The sequence below is a fragment of the Testudinibacter sp. P17/SS/0325 genome (genome assembly GCF_053570765.1).
In genome coordinates, this window is sequence record NZ_CM131635.1 from 290528 (window position 1) to 313190 (window position 22663).

Here is a 22663-nt window from a genome sequence, read left to right on the forward strand (position 1 = left end):
AATCAAAACAACAACTTGCCGATTAAGCTTGTTGTGGGTTCATGATTTCGTCGAAAGAAGCCGATTTTTCACTCACTTGTGCTTTCGCCAATACCGCGTCAACCGCTTGTTCTTCCAAGACCACATTGCGCAAGTTGTTCATCAACTCTTTGTTGTTGCGGTAATATTCGATCACTTCCGCCGGTTGCTCGTAAGCGGCGGCGATGTCTTCGATCATCGCTTGCACGCGCGCGTCGTCCACTTTCAATTCGTTAGACGCAATCACTTCGGCAAACAATAAACCGACTTGTACGCGGCGGCGGGCTTGATCTTCGAAAATTTCACGTGGCAATTGGAAATCTTTCGGGGCTTGACCGCCGAAACGTTGTACCGCTTGTTGTTGCAACACTTCGATTTCTTGATCCACTGCCGCAGCCGGAACATCAATGCTATTGTTCGCCAACAAACCGTCGATCACTTGGTTTTTCACGCGAGTGGTCAAGGCATTGTTCAATTCACGCTGCATATTTTTGCTGATTTCAGCGCGCAAATCAGCAACGGTTTTGTTTTTAGCACCGAATTTCCGTACGAACTCTTCGGTTACTTCCGGCAATTCCATCTCTTCCACTTTTTTCAAGTTGATGTCGAATTTTGCCGCTTTACCTTTCAGATTTTCCGCATGATAATCTTCCGGGAAGGTTACATCAATGCTGAACGTTTCGCCCGCGCTGTGCCCAACGATACCGTCTTCGAAGCCCGGGATCATACGGCCTTGTCCCATTAACAATACGAAATCCGCCGCTTTGCCGCCTTCAAACGCTTCGCCGTCAACCGAACCGTCGAAATCGATGGTCACGCGATCATCGGCTTTGGCCGCAACCGCACTTTCTTTCCAAGTCGCTTGTTGTTTACGCAACACGTCAACCATCTTATCGATATCGGCGTCGCTGATTTCCACAACCGGTTTTTCAACTTGAATATTTTCCAAACCTTGCAATTGTACTTCCGGATAGACTTCAAACGTTGCGCTGAATTTAAAATCCTGACCTAATTCGTATTGTTCCGGCATAAATGTCGGACGACCGGCAAAATTGATTTTATCCTGCATGACCGCATCAAAGAAGCTGCGCTGCATTGCGTCGCTCAAGACATCTTGACGCACAGAAGCACCGAAACGTTTTTCAATGATCGCCGGCGGAATTTTACCTTTACGGAACCCGTCGATACGGGCATTTTTGGCTACGCTTTTTAATTCTTCACGAACGTTTTGCTCGATAGTTTCAGCCGGAACGGTAATCGTGATACGGCGCTCAAGACCTTGGGTCGTTTCTACGGAAAATTGCATTTTTTACCTCAAAAAATCAGATATTCTCGGCGCCGCTGATCTCAATCGTATGAACAATCAACACCGAACTTAAAAAATAGACAGGGGATTATACCCAGTCTGACCGAATCAGTCGAGTTATAAGCGCAGAAAACGGGATAATTGGCGAATTTTTAAACCGCACTTAGGTTATTTCATCGGCGTGCAAACAAAAAATCCGATTCATGGCGAATCGGATTTTGAAAAATTACAATCCTTTCGGAATACGGATTTTTTGTCCCGGGAAGATTTTATCCGCGTCTTTGATCACTTCTTTGTTGGCTTCGACGATTTTAGTGTATTTCGCGCCGTTGCCGTAGGCTTTTTCGGCGATTTTCCATAACGTATCGCCTTTTTCAATCACATAAAACTCCTCATCGGCAGCCAAACGTTCGCCGCTGGCAATGGTGACGCCTTCCGCTTCCACTTTGGTAATGCCGGCGATATTGCCCGCCATTAAAATCGCCTTTTCCAAGGCCGAGGCGTCTTTTGCCGTGCCTGCGATTTTCGCCACGCCGTTTTCAACCGTCACCGCCACGTTTTCCACGCCCGGGTTATCTTCATTAATGTGTTGCGTAACCGCACTTGACGCTTCTTCTTCCTTGCCGAAAATTTTCTTACCGATGTTGCCGACAAAATCAAATAATCCCATGTGATGTCCTTACTAAGTAGTTGATTAATTAACGGCTTCCAAGGAAGCCGAACGTAGTTCCTTTGCTATTATCCGATCAGTTTTACCTTAAATCAAATAAAATGCCATTTCCTTAATGAGGATTAAACCGAAAACGGATATTGAATCGGCGGATGCGACTGATAGCCCGTCACCTTGAAATCCTCCATCGTGACCCAGGTTTCCAAATCTTGCAGGGTTTTAATCGCCGGATTAATCTCCAACTGCGGCAGCGGCAGCGGCTCGCGCTGCAATTGCACCGTTTTCATCAGTTCCAGTTGATCTTCATAAATATGCGCATTGACGATTTTGTGATACGCCTGCCCTGCTTGTTTGCCGGTAATCTGCGCCATCAGCGCCAAAAAAGTGTAAACCTGAATTTGGTTGAAATTCAAGCCGAGCGGCACATCGCACGAACGTTGGTAACTGGTGAGATACAGCCTGTCATCTAAGAGCGAAAAGGTATGGGTGTGCATACACGGGCGCAGGCAGCCCAGCTCAATTTCGCCCGGATTGTAGAAGGTGATAATTTCGCCGCGATCATCAATCCCGTCGGATAAGTGATCCACCACTTTGCGCAGCTGATCCAAATGCGAACCGTCCGGTTTGCGCCAGCTTCTGCCTTGTACGCCGTAAACCCGCCCCATATCGTCCGTACCTTTACGGTGCGGGCTATTGAGCCAAACTTGATTGTCGTTGGCATTGGCGTCCCAGGTTTTGGTGCCGAGCTTACGGAAATCGGCGGCGTTGTCATAGCCACGGATATACCCCAGAAATTCGGCAATCGCCGCTTTCCAATAACTTTTGCGCGTGGTGATCAACGGAAATTGGTTATTCGCAACATCATAAGTCAAATCGGCATTAATCACGGTTAAGCAGCGCTTACCGGTGCGTTCATTGCCGACCCAAACCCCGTGATCGACGATCCGTTGGCATAAATCCAAATACTGACGCATATTTTTTCTCCTCTAAACCGCACTTTTCGCGGCGGCACGCCGATAAGCCCAAACCACAATCAACAGCCCGATCAACATCATCGGCGTTGATAAAATTTGCCCCATCGAAATTTGCTGTCCTAAAAACAGTCCGAGATGTTCGTCCGGCTCGCGGAAGAATTCGACGATAAAACGGAACAAGCCGTAGAAAAACAGGAACAGTCCTGCCACCGAACCCGCCGGACGCGGTTTTTGGATAAACCAATTCAGAATAAAAAACAGTACCACGCCTTCTAACAAGGCTTCGTACAATTGCGACGGATGGCGTGGCAAATAGCCGCCGGACGGAAACAGCACCGCCCAAGAAACATCGGTCACTCTGCCCCACAATTCATCATTGATAAAATTGCCGATACGCCCCATGCCCAAGCCGAACGGAATCAACGGCGCAACAAAATCCGCAGTTTGCCAAAAAGAGCGTTTTTGTAAACGAGAGGTGATCACCATCGCCACAATCACGCCGATTAAACCGCCGTGAAACGACATGCCGCCGTCTAAAATACGGAATAAATACAGGGGATCTTGCACAAAGCGCTCGAATTGATAAAACAACACATAGCCAATCCGCCCGCCTAAAAACACCCCGAGGAAACCGTTAAACAGCAGCGAATCAACCTGATCCACCGTCCAACCGCTGTTTGCCCGGCGTGCGCGCCGCACCGCCAGCCAACGCGCAAACACAAAGCCGATCAGATACATCAAACCGTACCAACGCAAGGCGAGCGGACCGATACTGAAAATCACCGGATCAATTTGGGGAAAGACAATATATGAACTCATCGTTTAACCTATAAACATTTTAACTGCCACCAAGCACAACCAAAGGGCGAACGCTTTTTTCAAGGTCGGCACCGGCAAGGTGGTGGTGAGCGTCGCACCGAATTTTGACGTAAAAAAGGATACCGTGGTGATCAACAGCACTGCCGGCAGATAAACATAACCTAAGGAATAAGGCGGAAGCCCTTCAACGCCCCAGCCGCTCACCGCAAAACTGATCATGCCAGACATGCCTAACAGCATACCGCAAAAAGAAGACGTGCCAATCGCCTGTTTCATCTCCAAACCGCGCGCATTTAAAAACGGCACGATAAACGCCCCGCCGGCAATACCGGCAAAGCTGGATACGGTTCCAATCAAAACACCACCGATAATGCCGTTTTTCGCATTCAACGGCTTATTACCGGTTTGGTGTTTGATCGACAATAACATTTTGATCGCCAGATACAATACCATGACCGCAAACATTTTACTGGTCACCGATTTCGGCAGATAACTGACGAACAAACCGGCAATAAAAACCGAAATCATCAATGCCGGAATCAGATATTTGGCTGCCTGCCAATGCACGTTTCCCAGTTTGTGGTGGCGCTGTGCCGAAGAAAATGCGGTGATGACAATCGTGGCAAAGGACGTTCCTAACGCCACATTCATCAGCAGCGCCTCAGGAATGCCGATTTGAGGAAGTAAATATACCAGCACCGGCACAATCACCAAGCCCCCGCCAATGCCGAATAAACCGGCAAGAAAACCCGCCAAGGCACCGGTTAACAAACAACAAATAATAAAAAACGTCATCTTTTTTCTCCCCTCGCTTCCCCTTTCGGCACCGCTATTTTTTTATCATGGTTTTTGCGCTCGTATTCTTTGCGTTGATAACGCGGACTCTTTCGATAGCGGGTGTGATTATTGTGCCGTTCGCGCTCGTGCTCGCTTTTGTTGGATTCTCGCGGTTTTGCGCTGCCGCTCACACTGCTTTTGGGTTGTTGAAACAACGCTGTCGGTGCGAATTCTTTCATTACTTTACGATAAACTTCGCGTTTAAAGGAAATGACTTGTCTGACGGGATACCAATAGCTGACCCAACGCCAACCGTCGAATTCCGGAGTCGGCGTCGCCTGCATATTGATATTTTTTTCATCGCCGATCAGTTTTAATAAAAACCAGCGCTGTTTTTGCCCGATACAAACCGGGTTGCTATCGTTGCGCACCAAGCGTTTCGGCAACTTATAGCGCAACCAGCCTTTGGATAAGGAGAGGATTTTGACATCCTGTCGGCTTAAACCGACCTCTTCGTACAACTCACGGTACATGGCTTGTTCCGGTGTTTCGCCCGCATTGATTCCACCCTGTGGAAACTGCCACGAGTTCTGTCCGCACCGTTTCGCCCACAACACCTGCCCTTGTTGATTACAGATAATAATTCCTACATTCGGGCGGTAACCATCGCAATCGATCACTATCGATCCTCTTACATCATCTTGAAAAGTCTGAAATGGGATTGATTGTTTCATAATATCGCCGGTGATACAACCATAACCGTATTTGGCAAACCGCACTTTGCATTTCATCTGTCTCCGAGGCGCGCGCACGCCGCTATTTTCCGATAAAAACCGCTCCGTCTGTGGATAACTCTGTGTGCAATCATGGGAAGAAATGTTGCTTGTCCATCAGGATCGCTACGGCAACTGCGCTCCAATACTGACGATCGCCGATCGTTCGCCGGATCCGCCTTCCGCCGGCGGTTTTTCAAGCTTTCAGCCCAAACCGTCCTGTGAGATGTTGATAAAAAAATCAGTTATGATCCAGTTTGTGAACAATTTATTTCCGTCGTTAACAAAAAGTGCGGTTTGTTCACAACCTGCGAGTTATTCAGTTTTTCTGTGGATAAATTTGTGGCTGAATCAGGAATTAAACGGGATAAACACAGACCGCACTTTCGCTTTATTCTTTTTTATCTTTTAAATCAAAAAGATAAAAATATCCCGCAGCAATTCCCGCCGGCGGTTTCAGCGCTAAAACACCACCGGCGATTTTTTAAGCAGGATTATTTGAGTCCATCGCCGCTTACCGTTACAATACTAACCTTTGGCAGCGAAGGTAGTGACGACATGAGCATAACGGAAGCGTGTAATCCCCCACAATCGGAACAGCAACTGCTACAGGCAGCATTGCGTTTGGCGGGTTTGACTTTTGCCGACATTGCCGCAGAGCAGGATTTACCGGTGCCGGAAAATTTAAAACGCAATAAGGGCTGGGTCGGGATGTTGATCGAAACCGCACTTGGCGCACAAGCGGGCAGTAAAGCCGAACAGGATTTTGCCGAGTTGGGGATTGAGTTGAAAACCATTCCGATCAACCGTCAGGGCTATCCGTTAGAAACCACCTTTGTCAGTCTGGCGCCGCTCACGCAAAACAGCGGGGTGGTTTGGCACAACAGCCATGTACGGCATAAGCTGCAAAAAGTGTTGTGGATACCCGTCGAAGGCGAACGCGCGATTCCGTTAGCCGAACGGCGGGTCGGGCAACCGATTCTATGGCAGCCCAGCGCCGAACAAGAAGCCCGTTTGGCGCGTGATTGGGAAGAATTGATGGATTTGATCGTGTTAGGGCACATTCACCGCATTAATGCGTCGATCGGTGAAGTGTTGCAATTGCGTCCGAAAGGGGCAACTAAACGAGACTTAACCTCAGCTCATGGACGGCAAGGGCAACCAATTAAGGCATTACCGTTAGGATTTTACTTAAGGAAGAGCTTTACTGCGGAAATTTTGCATAAATTTTGTTTTTCCTCAAATTAATGCGATGAACTTTCATGTATCTTACCTGTCTTAGGTAAACTACTCTAAATAACTTATAATGATAAATTAAGGAAACCATTTCATGTCCAAAATACTCCTTGTTGATGACGATGTTGAACTCACTGAGCTGTTGGCTGAAGTACTAAAAATCGAGGGATTCGAAGTTGAGCAAGCCTATAATGGCGAAGAAGCGCTCAAGCTGCTTAATTTCAGCCATGATATTATCTTATTAGATATTATGATGCCGGTACTCAACGGCATCGAAACATTAAAACAAATCAGAAAAAATTTCTCGACCCCGGTATTAATGCTGACTGCGCGCGGTGACGATATTGATCGCGTGCTGGGGTTAGAATTGGGCGCAGACGATTATTTGGCGAAACCGTTTAATGATCGCGAGTTGGTTGCGCGAATCAAAGCGATTTTGCGCCGCACCCAGAACCAATCCAACGCCTTGGGCTCAATCGTCAATGCCGACAAAGAAGATAACAGGCAATTGGATTTCGGCGGCATTACCTTACATCCGGGCAGACAGCAAGCGCTGTATAACGATCGCGATTTGGATCTGACCGGCACCGAATTTGCCTTGTTGCAAATTTTAGTGAAAAATCCGGGACAAATTTTATCACGCGAATTGCTGAGTTTGGAAATTTTAGGCAAGCGCCTAACGCCGTTTGACCGCGCAATTGATATGCATATCTCCAATTTGCGGAAAAAACTGCCGGAACGTGCCGATAACCTGCCATGGTTCAAAACATTACGTGGCAGAGGTTATCTGTTGGTCACCGAAAAATAGTGAATCCGCAGGCAACAAGTGATAGAGTGCGGTTTGTACTCTATCACTTGTTTCCAAGCTATTTATGATGAAAATATTGCGTAAGTTTATCCGCCTTCTAAATTCAATTAATGTACAAATTTTCTTTTTATTTTGGTTAATTTGGTTGGCTTTTTTCGTATTGATGGGATTCGCCTTCTTTATTCCCACCATGGATGCGCGCAATTACAGCGAACTTTCCGCGGATGAAGTCAACAATTATCAATTCGAAGTCATCAAACTGATCAAAAGCAACATTCTGCACGATCTGCAATACCAAGAAAAAAAACTCACAAACGATCATTTTGATATTACGCTGCTGCCACGCAAACCGGTGCTCGTTAACCCGAATGACTATAACAAAATCATCGGTTATCTGGATTACAATGAAAGCAGCCAGTTATATCAATTTGTCAACCGCTCCAATAATCCGCTGGTTCCGCAAAAACGCCGTTTTTATAATCTCGACATTGTCGGACCGTTTATTTCGCCTTATCCGTTTACCGACAGCGAACCCTATCTGCTCTATTTCCTCGAATCGGTGGATCCGCAGCGGGAATTCGCCAATTTCTTCTTTGACCATCCGCTAATTATGCTGTTTTTGCTGATGGCAACCAGTACCCCGTTGCTGCTCGGTTTGATATTCAGTCTGACGCAACCGATCAAAGAGTTACGCAGTGCCGCCAATGCCATTTCCACCGGGGATCTTGCGGTCAGACCGATTCTGGAAAAACAAGGCTCGTTAGAATTGCGCGAAGTAGGCAAAAGCTTTAACCACATGGTCACCTCGCTGGAAGATATGATCAGTTCACAGCAACGGCTGTTGCTTGACGTTTCACACGAATTGCGCACCCCGCTGACCCGCTTACAACTGGCTGCGTCCCTATTGCGCCGCCGTCAGGGAGACAGTAATGAATTAGCCCGAATCGGCACGGAAACCGAACGAATGGAAAAAATGCTGAACCAACTATTATCGTTGTCACGCCAGCATATGAATTCGCATATTAAGCATGAAGTTTTCAGTTTACCGTTTATTTGGGAAGAAGTGGTTGACGACGCCAAATTTGAAAGCCGTGAACGCAATTTCGACTTTAGCTTTCAGCAGAATATCCCGAATCCGGAAAATTATTTTATCAATGGTAACGAAGACGCCCTTGCCAGCGCCTTGGAAAATATTATTCGTAACGCCTTTAAATATGCGCATAATCAAGTCCGACTGAGTTGTAATATCATTGATGGGGAACAACTGGAAATTATCGTCGATGATAACGGCGAAGGGGTGGCGGAACACGAATACCAACAGATTTTCCGCCCGTTTTACCGCACCGACCAAGCCCGTGCCCGCACGACCGGCGGCACCGGATTAGGCTTATCGATCGTCGCCAATTCGGTGGAACGGCACAAAGGCACGGTCACCGCAAGCAAAAGCCCGCTCGGCGGGTTGCGCGTCACCATTCGGTTACCGCTTTGGTTTGAATCTTAGCCATATTTATCCGAGCCGCCATCACCGGTTTCCAGCCACAAAAAAACACCGCCAAGGCGGTGTTTTTTATCAAGTGCGGTTAGCGCGATTACAGCACATCACGGCAATTTAGATCATCAAAAGATTGTTCCAAGCGTTTGGACATGGATTCTTCCGATTTACGCAACCAAACGCGCGGATCGTAGTATTTTTTGTTTGGTGCGTCTTCGCCTTCAGGGTTACCTAATTGACCTTGCAGATAAGCTTCGTTGGCTTTGTAGAAGTTCAAAATCCCTTCCCACGCTGCCCACTGGGTGTCGGTGTCGATGTTCATTTTCACTGCGCCGTAGCTGATCGCTTCGCGGATTTCTTCAGTGGAAGAACCGGAGCCGCCGTGGAATACGAAGTCTAATGATTTCGCCGGCAAGTTGCGCTCTTTAGAAACGAACTCTTGTGACGCGCCTAAGATAGACGGTTTTAATTTCACGTTGCCCGGTTTGTAAACACCGTGCACGTTACCGAACGCCGCCGCAATGGTGAAGCGCGGACTGACCGGATATAATTGGTCGTAAACATACAACACTTCGGCAGGTTGGGTATAAAGTTTGGACTCATCAACGCCGGAGTTATCCACGCCGTCCTCTTCGCCGCCGGTGATCCCGATTTCGATCTCTAAGGTCATGCCCATTTTTGACATCCGTGCCAAATATTCACGGCAGATTGCCATGTTTTCTTCCATTGGCTCTTCGGATAAATCAATCATGTGCGAAGAGAACAATGGTTTGCCGGTTTCGGCAAAGTGTTTTTCACCCGCGTCTAATAAGCCGTCAATCCAAGGCAACAATTTTTTCGCTGCGTGGTCGGTGTGCAGGATAACCGGCACGCCGTAGTGTTCCGCCATCTGATGTACGTGTTTGGCACCGGCAATCGCACCTAAAACATCCGGACGGGAACCGTCAGTCGGTTTCACGCCTTTACCGGCATAGAATTGCGCCCCGCCGTTGGAAAATTGCACGATAACAGGCGCTTTAACGCGTGCTGCGGTTTCCAATACTGCGTTTACAGAGTCGGTACCGACGCAGTTTACCGCCGGCAATGCAAAACCGTGTTCTTTGGCATAAGCAAAGATTTTTTGTACATCATCGCCGGTCACAACGCCCGGTTTTACAATATCTAATAATTTTGACATGGTAGATTTCCTATGTGTAAACGAGAGCCGTAACGGCTCTCAAAGTTGATAAATCGGATTAATATAACAGACAGAATACAAAGTGCGGTTTATGCTTTCGCGCGTTCTTCTAAAATCGCAACCGCCGGTAATACTTTGCCTTCAACGAACTCTAAGAAGGCGCCGCCGCCGGTTGAGATGTAAGAAATTTTGTCGGCAATACCGAACAGATCGATCGCCGCCAAAGTATCACCGCCGCCGGCAATCGAGAATGCGTCGCTGTCAGCAATCGCTTTTGCCACAATTTCAGTGCCTTTGCGGAAGTTCGGGAATTCGAACACGCCGACCGGACCGTTCCACAAAATGGTTTTGGCATTACGGATAATTTCAGCCAACACTTCTGCCGATGTATCGCCCAAATCTAGAATTTGCTCGTTATCTTGCACATCGGTCACGCTTTTTTCCACCGCTGCCGCCGTTTCAGAAAACTCGGTTGCGACACGGACATCACTCGGTAGTGGAATTTCAGAGGTTTGCAACAAACGTTGCGCTTCGGGAATGAGATCCGCTTCATACAAGGATTTGCCCACATTCAAGCCCTGAGCGGCAACGAAAGTATTAGAAATACCGCCACCGACGATTAATTGGTCGGCAATTTTAGACAGTGAATCCAACACGGTTAATTTGGTTGATACTTTCGAACCGCCAACAATCGCCACCATTGGGCGCGCAGGGGTTTTCAAGGCTTTCCCCAATGCGTCCAATTCATTGGCTAACAACGGGCCGGCACAAGCGATCGGGGCAAATTTTGCCACGCCGTGGGTTGAACCTTGCGCGCGGTGTGCGGTGCCGAATGCATCCATCACGAATACATCACACAGTGCGGCATATTTTCGGGCAAGTTCATCTTCATTTTTCTTTTCGCCTTTGTTGAAGCGCACATTTTCCAACACCACCAATTCATTGGCAGCCACATCAACGCCGTCCAAGTAATCTTTCACCAAACGCACCGGTACATCTAATGCCGCATTCAAATAATCAACTACCGGCTGCAGCGAATATTCCGCATTGTATTCGCCTTCCGTCGGACGACCGAAGTGAGAAGTCACCATGACTTTCGCACCTTGCTTCAACGCCAGCTCAATCGTCGGAATCGACGCTTTGATACGGGCATCGGAAGTGACTTTACCGTCTTTAACAGGCACATTTAAATCGGAACGAATCAGAACACGTTTGCCTGCCAAATCCAAGTCGGTCATTTTAATTACTGACATAATAAATCCTCTTGTTTTAGTTAATTAATGAATACTTATCCTATAACGCCTAGAGTTGATTATAACAATTTAATCACTCTCCACAATGCAAAATTTTATTCTGTGAAATAATACCCGATTATACTTCGAAAACGGCGCCATACCAGGCTCCGATTACATTTTCCTGCAATTCAAAACGAATTGTAACAGTTCGATCACCTTTCTGTTGCAACTGTGGTACTTTCAGCCTCAAATTCTTAAAATTGACGGCATTAGAATTGGATTTTCGGGCAGTTAATCACCGTCCAATCCAAGCTATAACAAATTTGCAGTTCATCGCGTCCGCTGCCTAAATATTTGCCTGCCAAGTGCGGGTTGTTTTTGCGCAACCAGGTAAACAAATCCGCCCTTTTCAATTCATAATCCGGTAATTTCAGCGTCAAGAACAGTTGCCGCTGCTTATCAAAATAACTTTTCGCATCGGCAAAAGCACAGGCGCCGTGTTTTTCCCACTGCCCTTGCAATAAGCGCAAACTCGGTGAATGCGGCAAATATTGTTCCAATAACGTCACGTCCAACGGTGCCAAATCCCCTTGGCAAAAGCGGGGGTGATCGGTCACACGACGCGCGGTGGCGCTCTGCGGCCATAAGCCATGAATCACCCAGCCGAATTTTTGTACGCCGTCGCATTGATAAGCCGCCTCTTTGGGAATCGCCCCGGCATGGTTGGCGCGTTGGTTGTGGCAATAGCCGGGCGACCAAGAGAGTACCAACGCATAGTAGCCGGTTTTGGCGGTTTTATTTTGTCCGATAGGATCCCGTTGCATGGAAACGTCATAATCGGTTTCCAACACTGCGTCAATCGACGATTTTTGCCGATAAGACACATACAAGGCACTTAAAATCAAGCCGAAAAACAGGACGACAAACAGGGCGAGTTGTGAGATTTTGCTTGAATTGAGCTGCATACTTTTCTATTTTCACTAAAATTAAACAATGGATTGTTGGTTTTTTCAACGCATTTGATTATAATCGTCCGCCTTTTAACGGCGTGGACGACTTTGAGAGAATACCACTTATGGCACTGCTGATCACCGAAAAATGCACCAATTGCGATATGTGCGAACCTGAATGCCCGAATCAGGCTATCAGCATGGGCGAGGAAATCTACGTAATTGATCCCGCCCTGTGTACCGAATGCGTCGGGCATTACGAAACGCCGACCTGTCAGAAAGTCTGCCCGATTAATAACTGTATCATCACCGATCCCGATCATCTCGAGAGCGATGATGTATTATGGGAACGCTTTGCGCTGCTGCACCACGCAGATAAATTATAATTAACGGAAATACCAGCGCGACAACAAAATACCGGCGTTGACCGCCACATTTAAACCGCTGGTTAACGGATTTTCAAACGACAGCACCACATTATGATCCGCCAGCGGATTATTTTCCGCCGACACGGTTTCACGCAGCACCAATGCCACTTTATCACCTAATACCAATTTATTCAGGGCTTCAGCCTGCTTGTTTGCCGTCAAAGCAAGCACTTGATAACCCGCGCTTTTCAGTTGTTGAATGGCGAGCTCGGTATTATGGCTTTCCAGCGCATAAATCTGTTCCATACCGCCCTCGGCAACCCGTGCCGCCGCCGCAGAATAGAGCTGATCCGCACTTTCGCACACAATGCCTTTCACGCCGTAATAGGCGGCGGTACGAATCACGCCGCCGATATTATGCGCATTGTTCAGCCCGTCTAACAACAACACGCAATCTTGCCGTTTTTCGCTTTTGAGATAACCGTCCAGCGTCATCGGCGTGGCTTTTTTCACCAATAAACAGATACCGCCGTGATGTTCACTGCCGCTCACCAATTCCAACTCATCATTCTCGACAATATGATAGGCTTTTTTCTGAGTCGCCAAATAGCTGGTGAGTTTGCCGATACGGTGGCTGGTGTCGATATTCGCCCACAAACGTACAATGCTGTCAGGGCGTTGCCGGAACACCGCGATACACGCCGCTTCGCCGTAAATTTTCATTTCCTCGTTGCGATTTTTACGGATTTTTTCCGGTGCACGCGGCGACAGAGGTCCGGTTTTTTTCTCGCCTTTGACTTCGCCTTTAATCATCACTTTGACATTGCCGCTGGTATTCTTACCGGCTTTGGTGGCGTTTAATTCGCGCTCGCCCCACACATACGCCGGCGCGGTATTGTCTTGATTTTCACGGCTTGGGCGTGCCGCGCGCGGCTTGCGATCATCGCGTCGCTCGTCATTGCGTTCAAATCCGCCTTTGCGACGATCGGCGCGCGCCGAACGTTCAAAAGTGCGGTTTTCGCCGAAACCACGCCCTTTTTTGTCATTTCTCTCATTTCTGTCGCTTCTGTCGTTGCGGGGATTTCTCTCGCTGCGCGCGTTACGATCATCATCGCCGCTTCTGCCTTGCCGTTTGCGATCTGATGTGCCTTTTATGCCTTTGTCGGAAAAACGGTTACTGGACGAAGGTTGCTGAAATGCCGGTTTACGGCTGGATTTGTCGTTCATTGAAGTGCCTATAAAATTGATGATGAAGTGGATTTCTGATGTCGAAAGCCGGTGTCGAAATCGGGGCGAAACATAGAAATGTGATCTGCTGCCGATTATAGCAAATTTTCTGCCGATTTAATCAAACTTCTGGGAAAATCCTGTTCAAAGGCGAACAACGCAGGTAAACTAAATCACTTTACTAGGATTTTTCACGTTTAGCGCCGGATTGCGCCGACACGATCCTACATGATTCGATTTCTTTGTTATATGTTGCTAACTATGCTGAATTCTAAATATTATCAGTCGCTCAATCAGTTACAATCGCTGCCGTTTTTGCCGCTACAGGCGGAAAACGTGGAAATTCTCTATTCCGCGGCCGACTATAAACAACAATTCATTCAACTGATTCGAACGGCAAAAAAACGTATCTATATTACCGCACTTTACTGGCAGAATGACGAAGCCGGGCACGAAATGCTGCACGAACTATACCAAGCCAAACAACGCAATCCCGCGCTGGATGTGCAGGTGTTTGTCGATTTCCACCGCGCACAGCGCGGCTTATTAGGCGCGGAAAATAAGCAAACCAATGCCGAATGGTATGCCGAACAGCGGCAAAAATACGCCCTAGATCCCGAAAATGATATCGCCATTTACGGCGTGCCGATCAATACGCGCGAACTGTTCGGCGTGCTGCATATCAAAGGTTCGGTATTTGACGACACCGTGCTTTACAGCGGCGCCAGCATTAACAACGTGTATCTGCACCAACAGGATAAATACCGTTATGACCGCTATCAAAAAATTACCCATCCGGCATTAGCCGACAGTTTTGTCGAGCTGTTACAACAACATATTTACGATGAAAGTGCGGTACAGCGTCTGGATCAAACGGTACGCAAAGATAAAAGCATCCGCCCGCAATTGCGCCAATACCGCAAAAAGCTGAGTCAGTCCGTTGCTTATCAACTGACGGATTCACAACCGTTTGCAGCTGATCAATTACTGATCACCCCAATTTTCGGTCTTGCCAACGGCAATCCGCTAAACGGCGTGATCGAATCATTGTTTGCGGTTGTACGGCAAAAATTGACGATTTGCACGCCTTATTTTAATTTTCCACGCAGCTTACGCCTGCAATTAGGGCAATTATTAAAAGAAGGCAAACAGGTGGAAATCATCGTCGGCGACAAAACCGCCAATGATTTCTATTCACCACCGGATAAGCCGTTTACCATGTCGGCGGCACTGCCTTATCTGTATGAAATGAACCTGCGCAACTTCTGCAAAAAGCACCACAAGATGATCAGCAATGGGCTGCTCAGCGTGCGTTTGTGGCAAGACGGCGATAATTCTTACCACCTCAAAGGCGTGTGGGTCGACGACCAATATATTTTATTAACCGGCAACAACCTCAATCCGCGCGCTTGGCGCTTGGACGCAGAAAACGGTTTGCTGATCTCGGATCCCAAACAGCAACTGCAACCGCAACTGCAAAAAGAACTGAACACCATTCGCCAGCACACCGGCATGATTCACCACTACCGTGCCTTGGAAAGGCTGCAAGATTATCCTAGTGAGGTAAAAAAACTGCTCAACCGTTTCCGACGGGTGCAGGCGGATAAGATTGTCAAATTAATTCTGTAATTTTAATTTCGCGTTCCCATAAGACAGGCGGATTTATGTTCCGCCTGCGTCAAAATATTTTGTGATCCCTCTCGCATCCTTTATTTTTTTCACGTGACAATTTTTAAATTTCATGAATACTTCATTTTGATTTCGACTAATTTTCACAATTTACGGGGAAATTAAAATGAAGTTCTTAAATCTAACCTTACACACTTGGTTTAATCAAGACCACAAACTTGCCTATCCATTCCCATAAATTCAGATCAGATGGTTAAACTGCGCATGTAAAAATAACACTGCGCCAGTACCATTATTTTACTGCACAATATTTACATCAAAGCAGTTATTTATTTTCAGATAAATAACCAGCGCTTTTCTATTGTCAAAAAATAAGGATTTTGTTATGAATCAATTTAAACATTTGCCCGAACCGTTCCGTATCCGCGTCATTGAACCGGTCAAAACAACAACACGGGAATATCGTGAACAAGCCATTTTAGCCGCCGGCATGAACCCTTTTTTATTGGATAGCGAAGATGTCTTTATCGATCTGCTGACCGATAGCGGCACCGGCGCCATCACCCAAGAAATGCAGGCCGCCATGTTCCGCGGCGACGAAGCCTACAGCGGCAGCCGGAGTTTCCATGCGTTGTCTGCTGCGGTCAAAACCATTTTCGGCTATCAATATACTATTCCGACCCACCAAGGACGGGGAGCAGAACAAATTTATATTCCGGTGTTAATAAAAAAATGCGAACAAGAAAAAGGCGGTAAGCGCGATAAAATGACCGCACTTTCCAATTATTTCTTTGACACCACCCAGGGCCATACCCAATTAAATCACTGCGTTGCGAAAAATGTATATAATAATAATGCGTTTAATACGGAAATTTATGATGATTTCAAAGGTAATTTTGATTTAGACAAATTAGAATCGGCAATTTTGACCATCGGCGCAGAAAATATTCCGTATATTGTCAGCACCATCACTTGTAATTCAGCGGGCGGGCAACCGGTTTCAATCGCTAATTTAAAAGCGGTATATGCCATTGCACAAAAATATGCGATTCCGGTGGTGATGGATTCCGCCAGATTTGCCGAAAATGCCTATTTTATTCAACAGCGGGAAACCGGTTATGCCGATTGGACAATTGAAGAAATCACCTACGAATCGTATAAGTATGCCGATATTCTCGCCATGTCCGCTAAAAAAGATGCGATGGTGCAAATGGGCGGGCTGCTTTGCTTCAAAGACGATTCGATGTTAGACGTTTATACCGAATGCCGTACCTTGTGCGTGGTACAAGAAGGCTTCCCGACTTACGGCGGTTTGGAAGGCGGGGCGATGGAGCGGCTGGCAGTCGGTTTGGTTGACGGAATGCGGCAAGAGTGGCTGGCGTACCGGATTCAGCAAGTACAATATTTGGTTGACGGACTGGAAGCGATTGGTATCCATTGCCAACAGGCGGGCGGACACGCTGCTTTCGTCGATGCGGGCAAATTGTTACCGCATATTCCGGCGGAACAATTTCCGGCACACGCTCTCGCCTGCGAATTATATAAAGTTGCGGGAATTCGGGCGGTTGAGATTGGTTCATTATTATTAGGGCGGGATCCGCAAACCGGCAAACAGCACCCTTGCCCTGCCGAACTATTGCGTTTGACCATTCCCCGGGCAACCTACACCCAAACCCATATGGATTTTATCATCGAAGCATTTGCCAACGTGAAAGAGAACATTCATGCCATTAAAGGATTGGATTTCGTGTATGAACCCAAAGTATTACGGCATTTTACGGCGCGTTTAAAAGAAGTGGATAACACTTAATAATGGTTTATCAAAGTGCGGTTTTATATAGGACCGCACTTTGGTACGATAACGGAGTATAACTATGAAAAAACAACCTTCTTTACTTGGCGGCGCTTGTATCATCGCCAGTGTTTGTGTCGGCGCGGGAATGCTGGGTTTGCCGAGTGCCGGCGCCGGGGCTTGGACACTGTGGTCGTTATTTGCCATCACCCTCACCATGGTGATGATGACCTTATCCGGCTGGTTGCTGTTAGAAGCTTTTCAACACTATGATATTCGTGTTTCTTTTGATACGGTGACCCGTAATTTATTAGGGGAAAAAGTCAATTTTATCAATAACCTTGCCGTCTATTTTGTCGGTTGTATTCTGCTCTATGCCTACACTACCTCATCCGGATTGATTATCAGCCAATTATCGCAGCTCAACCCCGCCTTGTCCGCCACCTTATTTGTGCTGTTTTTTTCCTCGATTGTCTGGTACTCAACCAAAGCCGTCAGTCGGGTTTCCGTCGTTTTAATCGCCTTTATGATCTTAAGTTTTATCTTTAGTATTTCCGGGATGTCGACGCAAATTGATCTCAGTATTTTATTCGATTCCATCAATGCTAACGGAACATACCTGCCCTATATGATGGCATTATTGCCGGTGGCGTTAACGTCCTTCGGTTACCACCATTCCGTTGCCTCAATGCGAATCTATTATGCTGAAGAAAAGCGAGCGCAAAAAGCCATTCTTGGCGGTACCGCCATTGCGTTGTTTTTTTATGCCGTCTGGTTGATTAGTATTTTTGGTCATTTACCGCGTGCACAATTTATCCCGGTGATTGCCCAAGGCGGCAATATCGACGTGTTATTAACTGCCTTAAGCAGTGTCATCGACTCTACGCGCGTATCCCATGCCATTAATATTTTCTCAATGGCGGCGATCCTATCGTCTTTTATTGGCGTCGGTTTAGGATTATTTGATTTCTTGGCGGATTTCTTCAAATTTGACGACAGCAAAATCGGCAGAACCAAAACTTGGAGCGTCACCTTTCTTCCGCCGCTGCTGATGTCGATCTTATTCCCTTTTGGTTTTGTTGTCGTTATCGGCTATGCCGGCGCCGTGGCGACCATCTGGGCGTGCATTATCCCAGCCCTACTTGCCCGCAAAGCACGCCAAACCGCTCCCCAACCGCAAGCATTTACCGTTATCGGCGGAAATATTACGAGCTATTCGGTCATTCTGTTCGGCGTGCTAGTCGCCCTGTTTCATCTATTGGCAATGATCGGTAAATTGCCTGTATTTAGCGGATAATCGAAGTGCTTTACAGCAAGTGCGGCTCGCTCAACCGCACGCTACTAAAAACCGATAAACGTCGCTCTATCTTGGTACAATAATTGTTACGTGGGTTTCGCCAACACCGACTCCCGCCACATCAAGTGCGGTTCGAGGGTTAATGTGCGGTGGGGTTGATCGGGATTTTTGATTCTTGCCAACAGCATTTCCACCGCTTGCTTGGCAAGATTGTTTTTTGATTGGTGAATGGTGGTGAGCGGCGGGGAGAGATATTGCGCCATTTCAATATTGTCGTAGCCGATAATCGAAATCTCTTTGCCGACGGTGAGGCCGGCGCGCCATGCCGCTTGATACGCGCCAATCGCGATAGTGTCGGAGCTGGCGAAAACCGCACTTGGGCGCGGATTCAGTTGCAGCAATTTTTGCATACTCTCAATGCCCCCCTCGACATCAAAATGGCTTTCGATAATCCATTCATCGCGCAACGCAATCCCAGCCTCTGAAAGTGCGGCTTGGTAGCCTTTCAGCCGATTTGATGCCAAGGATTTTTTAAAACTGCCGGTGATAATCGCAATCTCGCGGTGTCCTGCCTCAATCAAGGTTTTTGTCGCCAGATAACCGCCGTATTCCGAATTTTCGTGCACTTTATCCGCATTAAGTGCGGTCGGCCACCAGTCCAACATCACCATCGGCAGGTGTAATCGCTGGCTGATGTCGTCGTTCAGTTGCCAATGGGATTCGGCGCACATCAAAATCAAGCCGTCCACTTGCTTGCGAATCAAGGTTTCCAAGTTACGTTGCAGCCGCTCGCTGTCGCCGTCGGTGTAGGACAAAATCAGGTTATATTGATGACGGTGGCAATAGCGTTCGACACTGCGCAGCACTTCGGCGAAAAACGGATTGGAACTTGCCGTGACCAACATGCCCAAGGTATTGGTTTCTTTGACTTTTAAACTGCGCGCCAAGGCTGACGGGGTGTAATTCAGCTGCTGCACCACCGCCATCACTTTGTCGCGGATTTCATCGCTGACAAAGCGTGAATTGTTGATGACGTGCGATACCGTCGAGGTCGAAACCTGCGCCAAACGGGCAATATCTTTCATCGTCGCCATCGTTTTTCCTTAATTTGAGAGTTGCGCCTGTAAAAATTGCTCGGTTTCCTGCCGTGTCGGAATCGACGGCTGCGCACCATGGCGTGTCACCGAAATTGCCGCAGCGGCGTGGGCGAAACGTACCGCCTCATTTAAGGCTTTTCCCTCTAAAAGTGCGGTCAGCAAGCCTGCGTTAAAGGTGTCGCCGGCGGCAGTGGTATCAACCGCCTGCACGCGGAAACCGGCGATTATGCCGTTAAAACCGCCCTTTTGGCTGACAAATACGCCTTTTGCTCCCAAGGTGATCAACACCGTGGCAATGCCTTTTTGGTGAAACACCTCGGCGGCTTGTTTGGCGCTGGCTTCATCATCGACTTTAATCCCGGTCAAGATCTCGGTTTCGGTTTCGTTCGGGGTGATCATATCCGCCAGAGCCAACAATTCATCGGACAACGGCTGCGCCGGCGCAGGGTTTAAAACCACCTGAGTTTGGTTGGCGTTGGCGATTTTCGCCGCCGCCAGCACGCCCTCTAACGGGGTTTCCAACTGCATTAACAGTGTGTCGGCGTGTGCGATTTTATCGGCGAATTGTGCCACTAACGTCTGATCTAAATGGGCATTTGCCCCGGCTGCCAGCACAATGCTGTTTTCGCCGCTTGCCGCCACCTGAATCATGGCAATCCCGCTCATTTCATCGGCAACGGTCACAATGCTTTCGGTATTAATCCCGTCCTGTGCGAAGGCGTTTTTCATCGCCGCGCCCAGGGTGTCATCGCCGATACAGGCGATAAAATCGGTCGGCGTGCCCAAACGTGCCGCCGCCACCGCCTGATTTGCGCCTTTGCCGCCGTAAGCAATGTGATAACCATTGCCTGCCAAGGTTTCGCCCGGCTGTACAAAGTGCGGTACGGCAAGCACATGATCGGCGTTAATGCTGCCCAGCACGACCAGTTTTTGTGTTTGTGTCATAAACTACCTGCTTTACATCACATTATCTCCCTCCGCTGGCAGAGGGAGTACCATTTTTCATGAGAAAAATGCGGAGGGAGGGAAACATATTGGAGAAAATCGCTATCAATACTCGAAACAGATTTCACCGCAAATTATTTTGCCACCACTTTCAACGGCACTGGAATCATTGTTTCGACCGGTTCGCCTTTCAGCACGCGATCCGCCGTTGCGACACCCAATTCGCCGATTTTTTCCGGTTGTTGCGCAATGGTTGCGCCCAATTTACCGGCCTCCACCGCACGCACCGCGTCATCGGTGCCGTCAAATCCCACAACCAAGACGTCTTTTTTCGCCGCTTGCAATGCTCTCAAGGCGCCCAATGCCATTTCATCGTTTTGCGCGAACACCGCTTGCACCGCACTTTGGCTTGCCAACAGGTTTTCCATCACATTCAGCCCTTTGGTACGGTCAAAATCCGCCGGTTGGCTTGCCAGTAACGCAAAGCCATTTGCCTCGACCGCTTGTGCAAAACCTTCGCCACGCTCACGCGCCGCTGATGTCCCGGCGATACCTTCCAGTTGGATCACTTTCACATCTTTGCCCAATTTTTCCGCGATGAAATCCCCGGCAAGCTTGCCACCGGCAACGTTATCAGACGCAATATGGCTGACCACTTCGTCTTTTACCGCGCCACGGTCTAAGGTAATCACCGGCACGCCTTGCTTGTTAGCGCGAAGCACCGCATTGGCAACCGCTTCGGAATCGGTCGGGTTAATCAACAACACTTTCGCGCCACGCACCAGTAAATCTTCCACATTCGCCAGTTCTTTCGCCGGATCGTTTTGCGAATCCAACACCACCAAATTGTAGCCTAATTTATCCGCTTCTTTTTGCGCGCCGTCTTTTAAGGTCACAAAAAACGGATTGTCCAAGGTCGAAACCGCCAAGGCGATCGTTTCTTTTGCCAACACCGAGCCGCTGACCGCCAAACTCATGATTAAAGCCGATGCAACTGTGGTTAATTTTTTCATAACATTTCCTCGTTCATTGATTTAACACCTATAGAAGTGCACGTCCTTGTGCCGCGACGTCCTTGTTCTTCCACTGATTATTTATCCAACTTTTTTACTGCCTAAATAGTTATCCGCCAACACTGCCACCAGAATAACCAATGCTTTTGCAATCATCTGATAGTAAGATGAAATATCCAAAATATTCAATGCGTTATTTAAGAAGCCGATAATCAATGCGCCGATTAACGTCCCCATCACGCGCCCTTTGCCGCCCATTAAGCTGGTGCCGCCGACCACGACCGCGGCAATCGCGTCCAATTCATAGCTGACCCCTGCGGTCGGTTGTGCCGAAGACAGACGGGCAGTCACGATTAAGCCAGCCAATGCCGCTAATAACCCGCTTGCCGCAAACACGAACAGCTTAATTTTGGTGACGTTAATGCCGGACAATTTGGTCGCCGCTTCGTTGCCGCCCAAGGCGTAGATGTAACGCCCCATACGGGTGTGTTGCAGAATGTACCACGCCGTGGCAAACACCAACGCCATAATCCAAATTGGCACAGGAATGCCGAACAGATAGCCCGTGCCAATCCACGCGAACTGATCGGCACTGTCGGAAAAACCGGTGCTGACCGGGCGCCCGTCGGTGTAAACCATGGTGACACCGCGCAATAAGGTCATCGTGACTAAGGTGGCAATAAACGCCTGCACCTTGCCTTTGGCGACAATCAAACCGCTCACGCCGCCGAGCAACATCCCGGCAACCAGCACCACCGGCACCACGATAAAAATCGAAATATCCAAACCGACCATGGTCGCGGCAAAAGCGCCGGTCAATGCCAACACCGAACCGACCGAGAGGTCAATCCCGGCAATCAAAATCACAAAGGTCATGCCAACCGCGATAATCGCATTGACCGAGGTTTGGCGCAGAATATTTAAGATATTATCCGTGCTGAAGAAATTCGGGTTCAGCAACGAAACGATAAATACCAGCACCAAGAGTGCAATGATCGACCGCTGTTCGATTAAAAACCCTTTTAGATTAAAACCGCTCTTTTTTGTTATGCTTGTCATT

22 protein-coding genes are annotated in these 22663 nt (G+C 48.0%); 8 read left to right on the plus strand and 14 right to left on the minus strand.

Features of this window, described 5'->3' with window-relative positions; genetic code table 11:
- Window positions 1–22: 22 nt before the first annotated feature.
- The 6 genes from tig to rppH all read right to left on the minus strand — a co-directional run bounded on the left by tig (window position 23) and on the right by rppH (window position 5244).
- Window positions 23–1324: a trigger factor gene (tig, locus tag ACWA50_RS01365; protein ID WP_431053553.1), complete on the minus strand. Its 1302-nt coding sequence runs from the start codon at window positions 1322–1324 to the stop codon at window positions 23–25.
- A 226-nt stretch (window positions 1325–1550) separates the two neighbouring features.
- Window positions 1551–1994 (minus strand): peptidoglycan-binding protein LysM, encoded by a 444-nt coding sequence (gene lysM, locus ACWA50_RS01370; protein ID WP_431053554.1) that lies wholly within the window; start codon window positions 1992–1994, stop codon window positions 1551–1553.
- Window positions 1995–2116: 122 nt separating this feature from the next.
- Window positions 2117–2968 (minus strand): thymidylate synthase, encoded by an 852-nt coding sequence (locus ACWA50_RS01375; RefSeq protein ID WP_431053555.1) that lies wholly within the window; start codon window positions 2966–2968, stop codon window positions 2117–2119.
- 12 nt (window positions 2969–2980) lie between these two features.
- Window positions 2981–3787, minus strand: coding sequence for a prolipoprotein diacylglyceryl transferase (lgt, locus tag ACWA50_RS01380; RefSeq protein ID WP_431053556.1), 807 nt, complete (start codon window positions 3785–3787; stop codon window positions 2981–2983).
- Window positions 3788–3790: 3 nt separating this feature from the next.
- Window positions 3791–4582, minus strand: a complete 792-nt coding sequence (locus ACWA50_RS01385) for a sulfite exporter TauE/SafE family protein (protein ID WP_431053557.1) — start codon at window positions 4580–4582, stop codon at window positions 3791–3793.
- Window positions 4579–5244 (minus strand): RNA pyrophosphohydrolase, encoded by a 666-nt coding sequence (rppH, locus tag ACWA50_RS01390; protein WP_431054265.1) that lies wholly within the window; start codon window positions 5242–5244, stop codon window positions 4579–4581. The genes ACWA50_RS01385 and rppH overlap by 4 nt, the downstream gene beginning before the upstream one ends.
- A 178-nt stretch (window positions 5245–5422) precedes the next feature.
- On the opposite strand from rppH, the gene ACWA50_RS01395 reads away from it, so the two are divergent.
- The 4 genes from ACWA50_RS01395 (at window position 5423) to cpxA (ending at window position 8882) form a co-directional block, all read left to right on the plus strand.
- The gene (locus tag ACWA50_RS01395; RefSeq protein ID WP_431053558.1) at window positions 5423–5749 is read left to right on the plus strand and encodes a hypothetical protein; all 327 of its coding nucleotides are present in this window, start codon (window positions 5423–5425) and stop codon (window positions 5747–5749) included.
- A gap of 146 nt (window positions 5750–5895) precedes the next feature.
- The gene (mutH, locus tag ACWA50_RS01400) at window positions 5896–6585 is read left to right on the plus strand and encodes a DNA mismatch repair endonuclease MutH (RefSeq protein WP_431053559.1); all 690 of its coding nucleotides are present in this window, start codon (window positions 5896–5898) and stop codon (window positions 6583–6585) included.
- Between the two features lie 82 nt (window positions 6586–6667).
- Window positions 6668–7381, plus strand: coding sequence for an envelope stress response regulator transcription factor CpxR (gene cpxR / locus ACWA50_RS01405; RefSeq protein WP_431053560.1), 714 nt, complete (start codon window positions 6668–6670; stop codon window positions 7379–7381).
- A 64-nt stretch (window positions 7382–7445) separates the two neighbouring features.
- Complete coding sequence (gene cpxA, locus ACWA50_RS01410) at window positions 7446–8882, plus strand: envelope stress sensor histidine kinase CpxA (RefSeq protein ID WP_431053561.1); 1437 nt, start codon at window positions 7446–7448, stop codon at window positions 8880–8882.
- Window positions 8883–8970: 88 nt separating this feature from the next.
- Here the strand turns inward: cpxA and fbaA are convergent, their stop codons facing one another.
- The 3 genes from fbaA to ACWA50_RS01425 form a co-directional block, all read right to left on the minus strand.
- Window positions 8971–10050 carry a class II fructose-bisphosphate aldolase gene (gene fbaA / locus ACWA50_RS01415; RefSeq protein ID WP_431053562.1) on the minus strand — a complete coding sequence of 360 codons (1080 nt, stop codon included), beginning with the start codon at window positions 10048–10050 and terminating at the stop codon, window positions 8971–8973.
- Window positions 10051–10139: 89 nt separating this feature from the next.
- A complete protein-coding gene (gene pgk, locus ACWA50_RS01420) occupies window positions 10140–11303 on the minus strand; it encodes a phosphoglycerate kinase (RefSeq protein WP_431053563.1) in 1164 nt (387 codons plus the stop codon).
- 251 nt (window positions 11304–11554) lie between these two features.
- Window positions 11555–12250: a ribonuclease T2 family protein gene (locus tag ACWA50_RS01425; protein ID WP_431053564.1), complete on the minus strand. Its 696-nt coding sequence runs from the start codon at window positions 12248–12250 to the stop codon at window positions 11555–11557.
- Window positions 12251–12360: 110 nt separating this feature from the next.
- On the opposite strand from ACWA50_RS01425, the gene ACWA50_RS01430 reads away from it, so the two are divergent.
- Entirely contained in the window at window positions 12361–12621 is a 261-nt protein-coding gene (locus tag ACWA50_RS01430; RefSeq protein ID WP_431053565.1) for a YfhL family 4Fe-4S dicluster ferredoxin, read from the plus strand.
- Here the strand turns inward: ACWA50_RS01430 and ACWA50_RS01435 are convergent, their stop codons facing one another.
- On the minus strand, window positions 12622–13830 hold the full coding sequence (locus ACWA50_RS01435; protein WP_431053566.1) for a TrmH family RNA methyltransferase: 1209 nt from the start codon (window positions 13828–13830) through the stop codon (window positions 12622–12624).
- Between the two features lie 261 nt (window positions 13831–14091).
- Between ACWA50_RS01435 and pssA the strand changes: the two genes are divergently transcribed.
- The 3 genes from pssA (at window position 14092) to ACWA50_RS01450 (ending at window position 18548) form a co-directional block, all read left to right on the plus strand.
- A complete protein-coding gene (pssA, locus tag ACWA50_RS01440; protein WP_431053567.1) occupies window positions 14092–15459 on the plus strand; it encodes a CDP-diacylglycerol--serine O-phosphatidyltransferase in 1368 nt (455 codons plus the stop codon).
- 385 nt (window positions 15460–15844) lie between these two features.
- Entirely contained in the window at window positions 15845–17269 is a 1425-nt protein-coding gene (gene tnaA / locus ACWA50_RS01445; RefSeq protein ID WP_431053568.1) for a tryptophanase, read from the plus strand.
- A gap of 64 nt (window positions 17270–17333) precedes the next feature.
- On the plus strand, window positions 17334–18548 hold the full coding sequence (locus ACWA50_RS01450; RefSeq protein WP_431053569.1) for an aromatic amino acid transporter: 1215 nt from the start codon (window positions 17334–17336) through the stop codon (window positions 18546–18548).
- 86 nt (window positions 18549–18634) lie between these two features.
- Here ACWA50_RS01450 and ACWA50_RS01455 read toward each other — a convergent pair whose 3' ends face one another.
- From ACWA50_RS01455 to rbsC, 4 genes are all read right to left on the minus strand, one after another.
- Window positions 18635–19642 carry a substrate-binding domain-containing protein gene (locus tag ACWA50_RS01455; RefSeq protein WP_431053570.1) on the minus strand — a complete coding sequence of 336 codons (1008 nt, stop codon included), beginning with the start codon at window positions 19640–19642 and terminating at the stop codon, window positions 18635–18637.
- Between the two features lie 9 nt (window positions 19643–19651).
- Window positions 19652–20590, minus strand: a complete 939-nt coding sequence (gene rbsK, locus ACWA50_RS01460; RefSeq protein WP_431053571.1) for a ribokinase — start codon at window positions 20588–20590, stop codon at window positions 19652–19654.
- A 134-nt stretch (window positions 20591–20724) separates the two neighbouring features.
- A complete protein-coding gene (gene rbsB / locus ACWA50_RS01465; RefSeq protein WP_431053572.1) occupies window positions 20725–21603 on the minus strand; it encodes a ribose ABC transporter substrate-binding protein RbsB in 879 nt (292 codons plus the stop codon).
- A gap of 81 nt (window positions 21604–21684) precedes the next feature.
- On the minus strand, window positions 21685–22662 hold the full coding sequence (gene rbsC / locus ACWA50_RS01470; RefSeq protein ID WP_431053573.1) for a ribose ABC transporter permease: 978 nt from the start codon (window positions 22660–22662) through the stop codon (window positions 21685–21687).
- Between the last annotated feature and the right edge of the window lies 1 nt (window position 22663).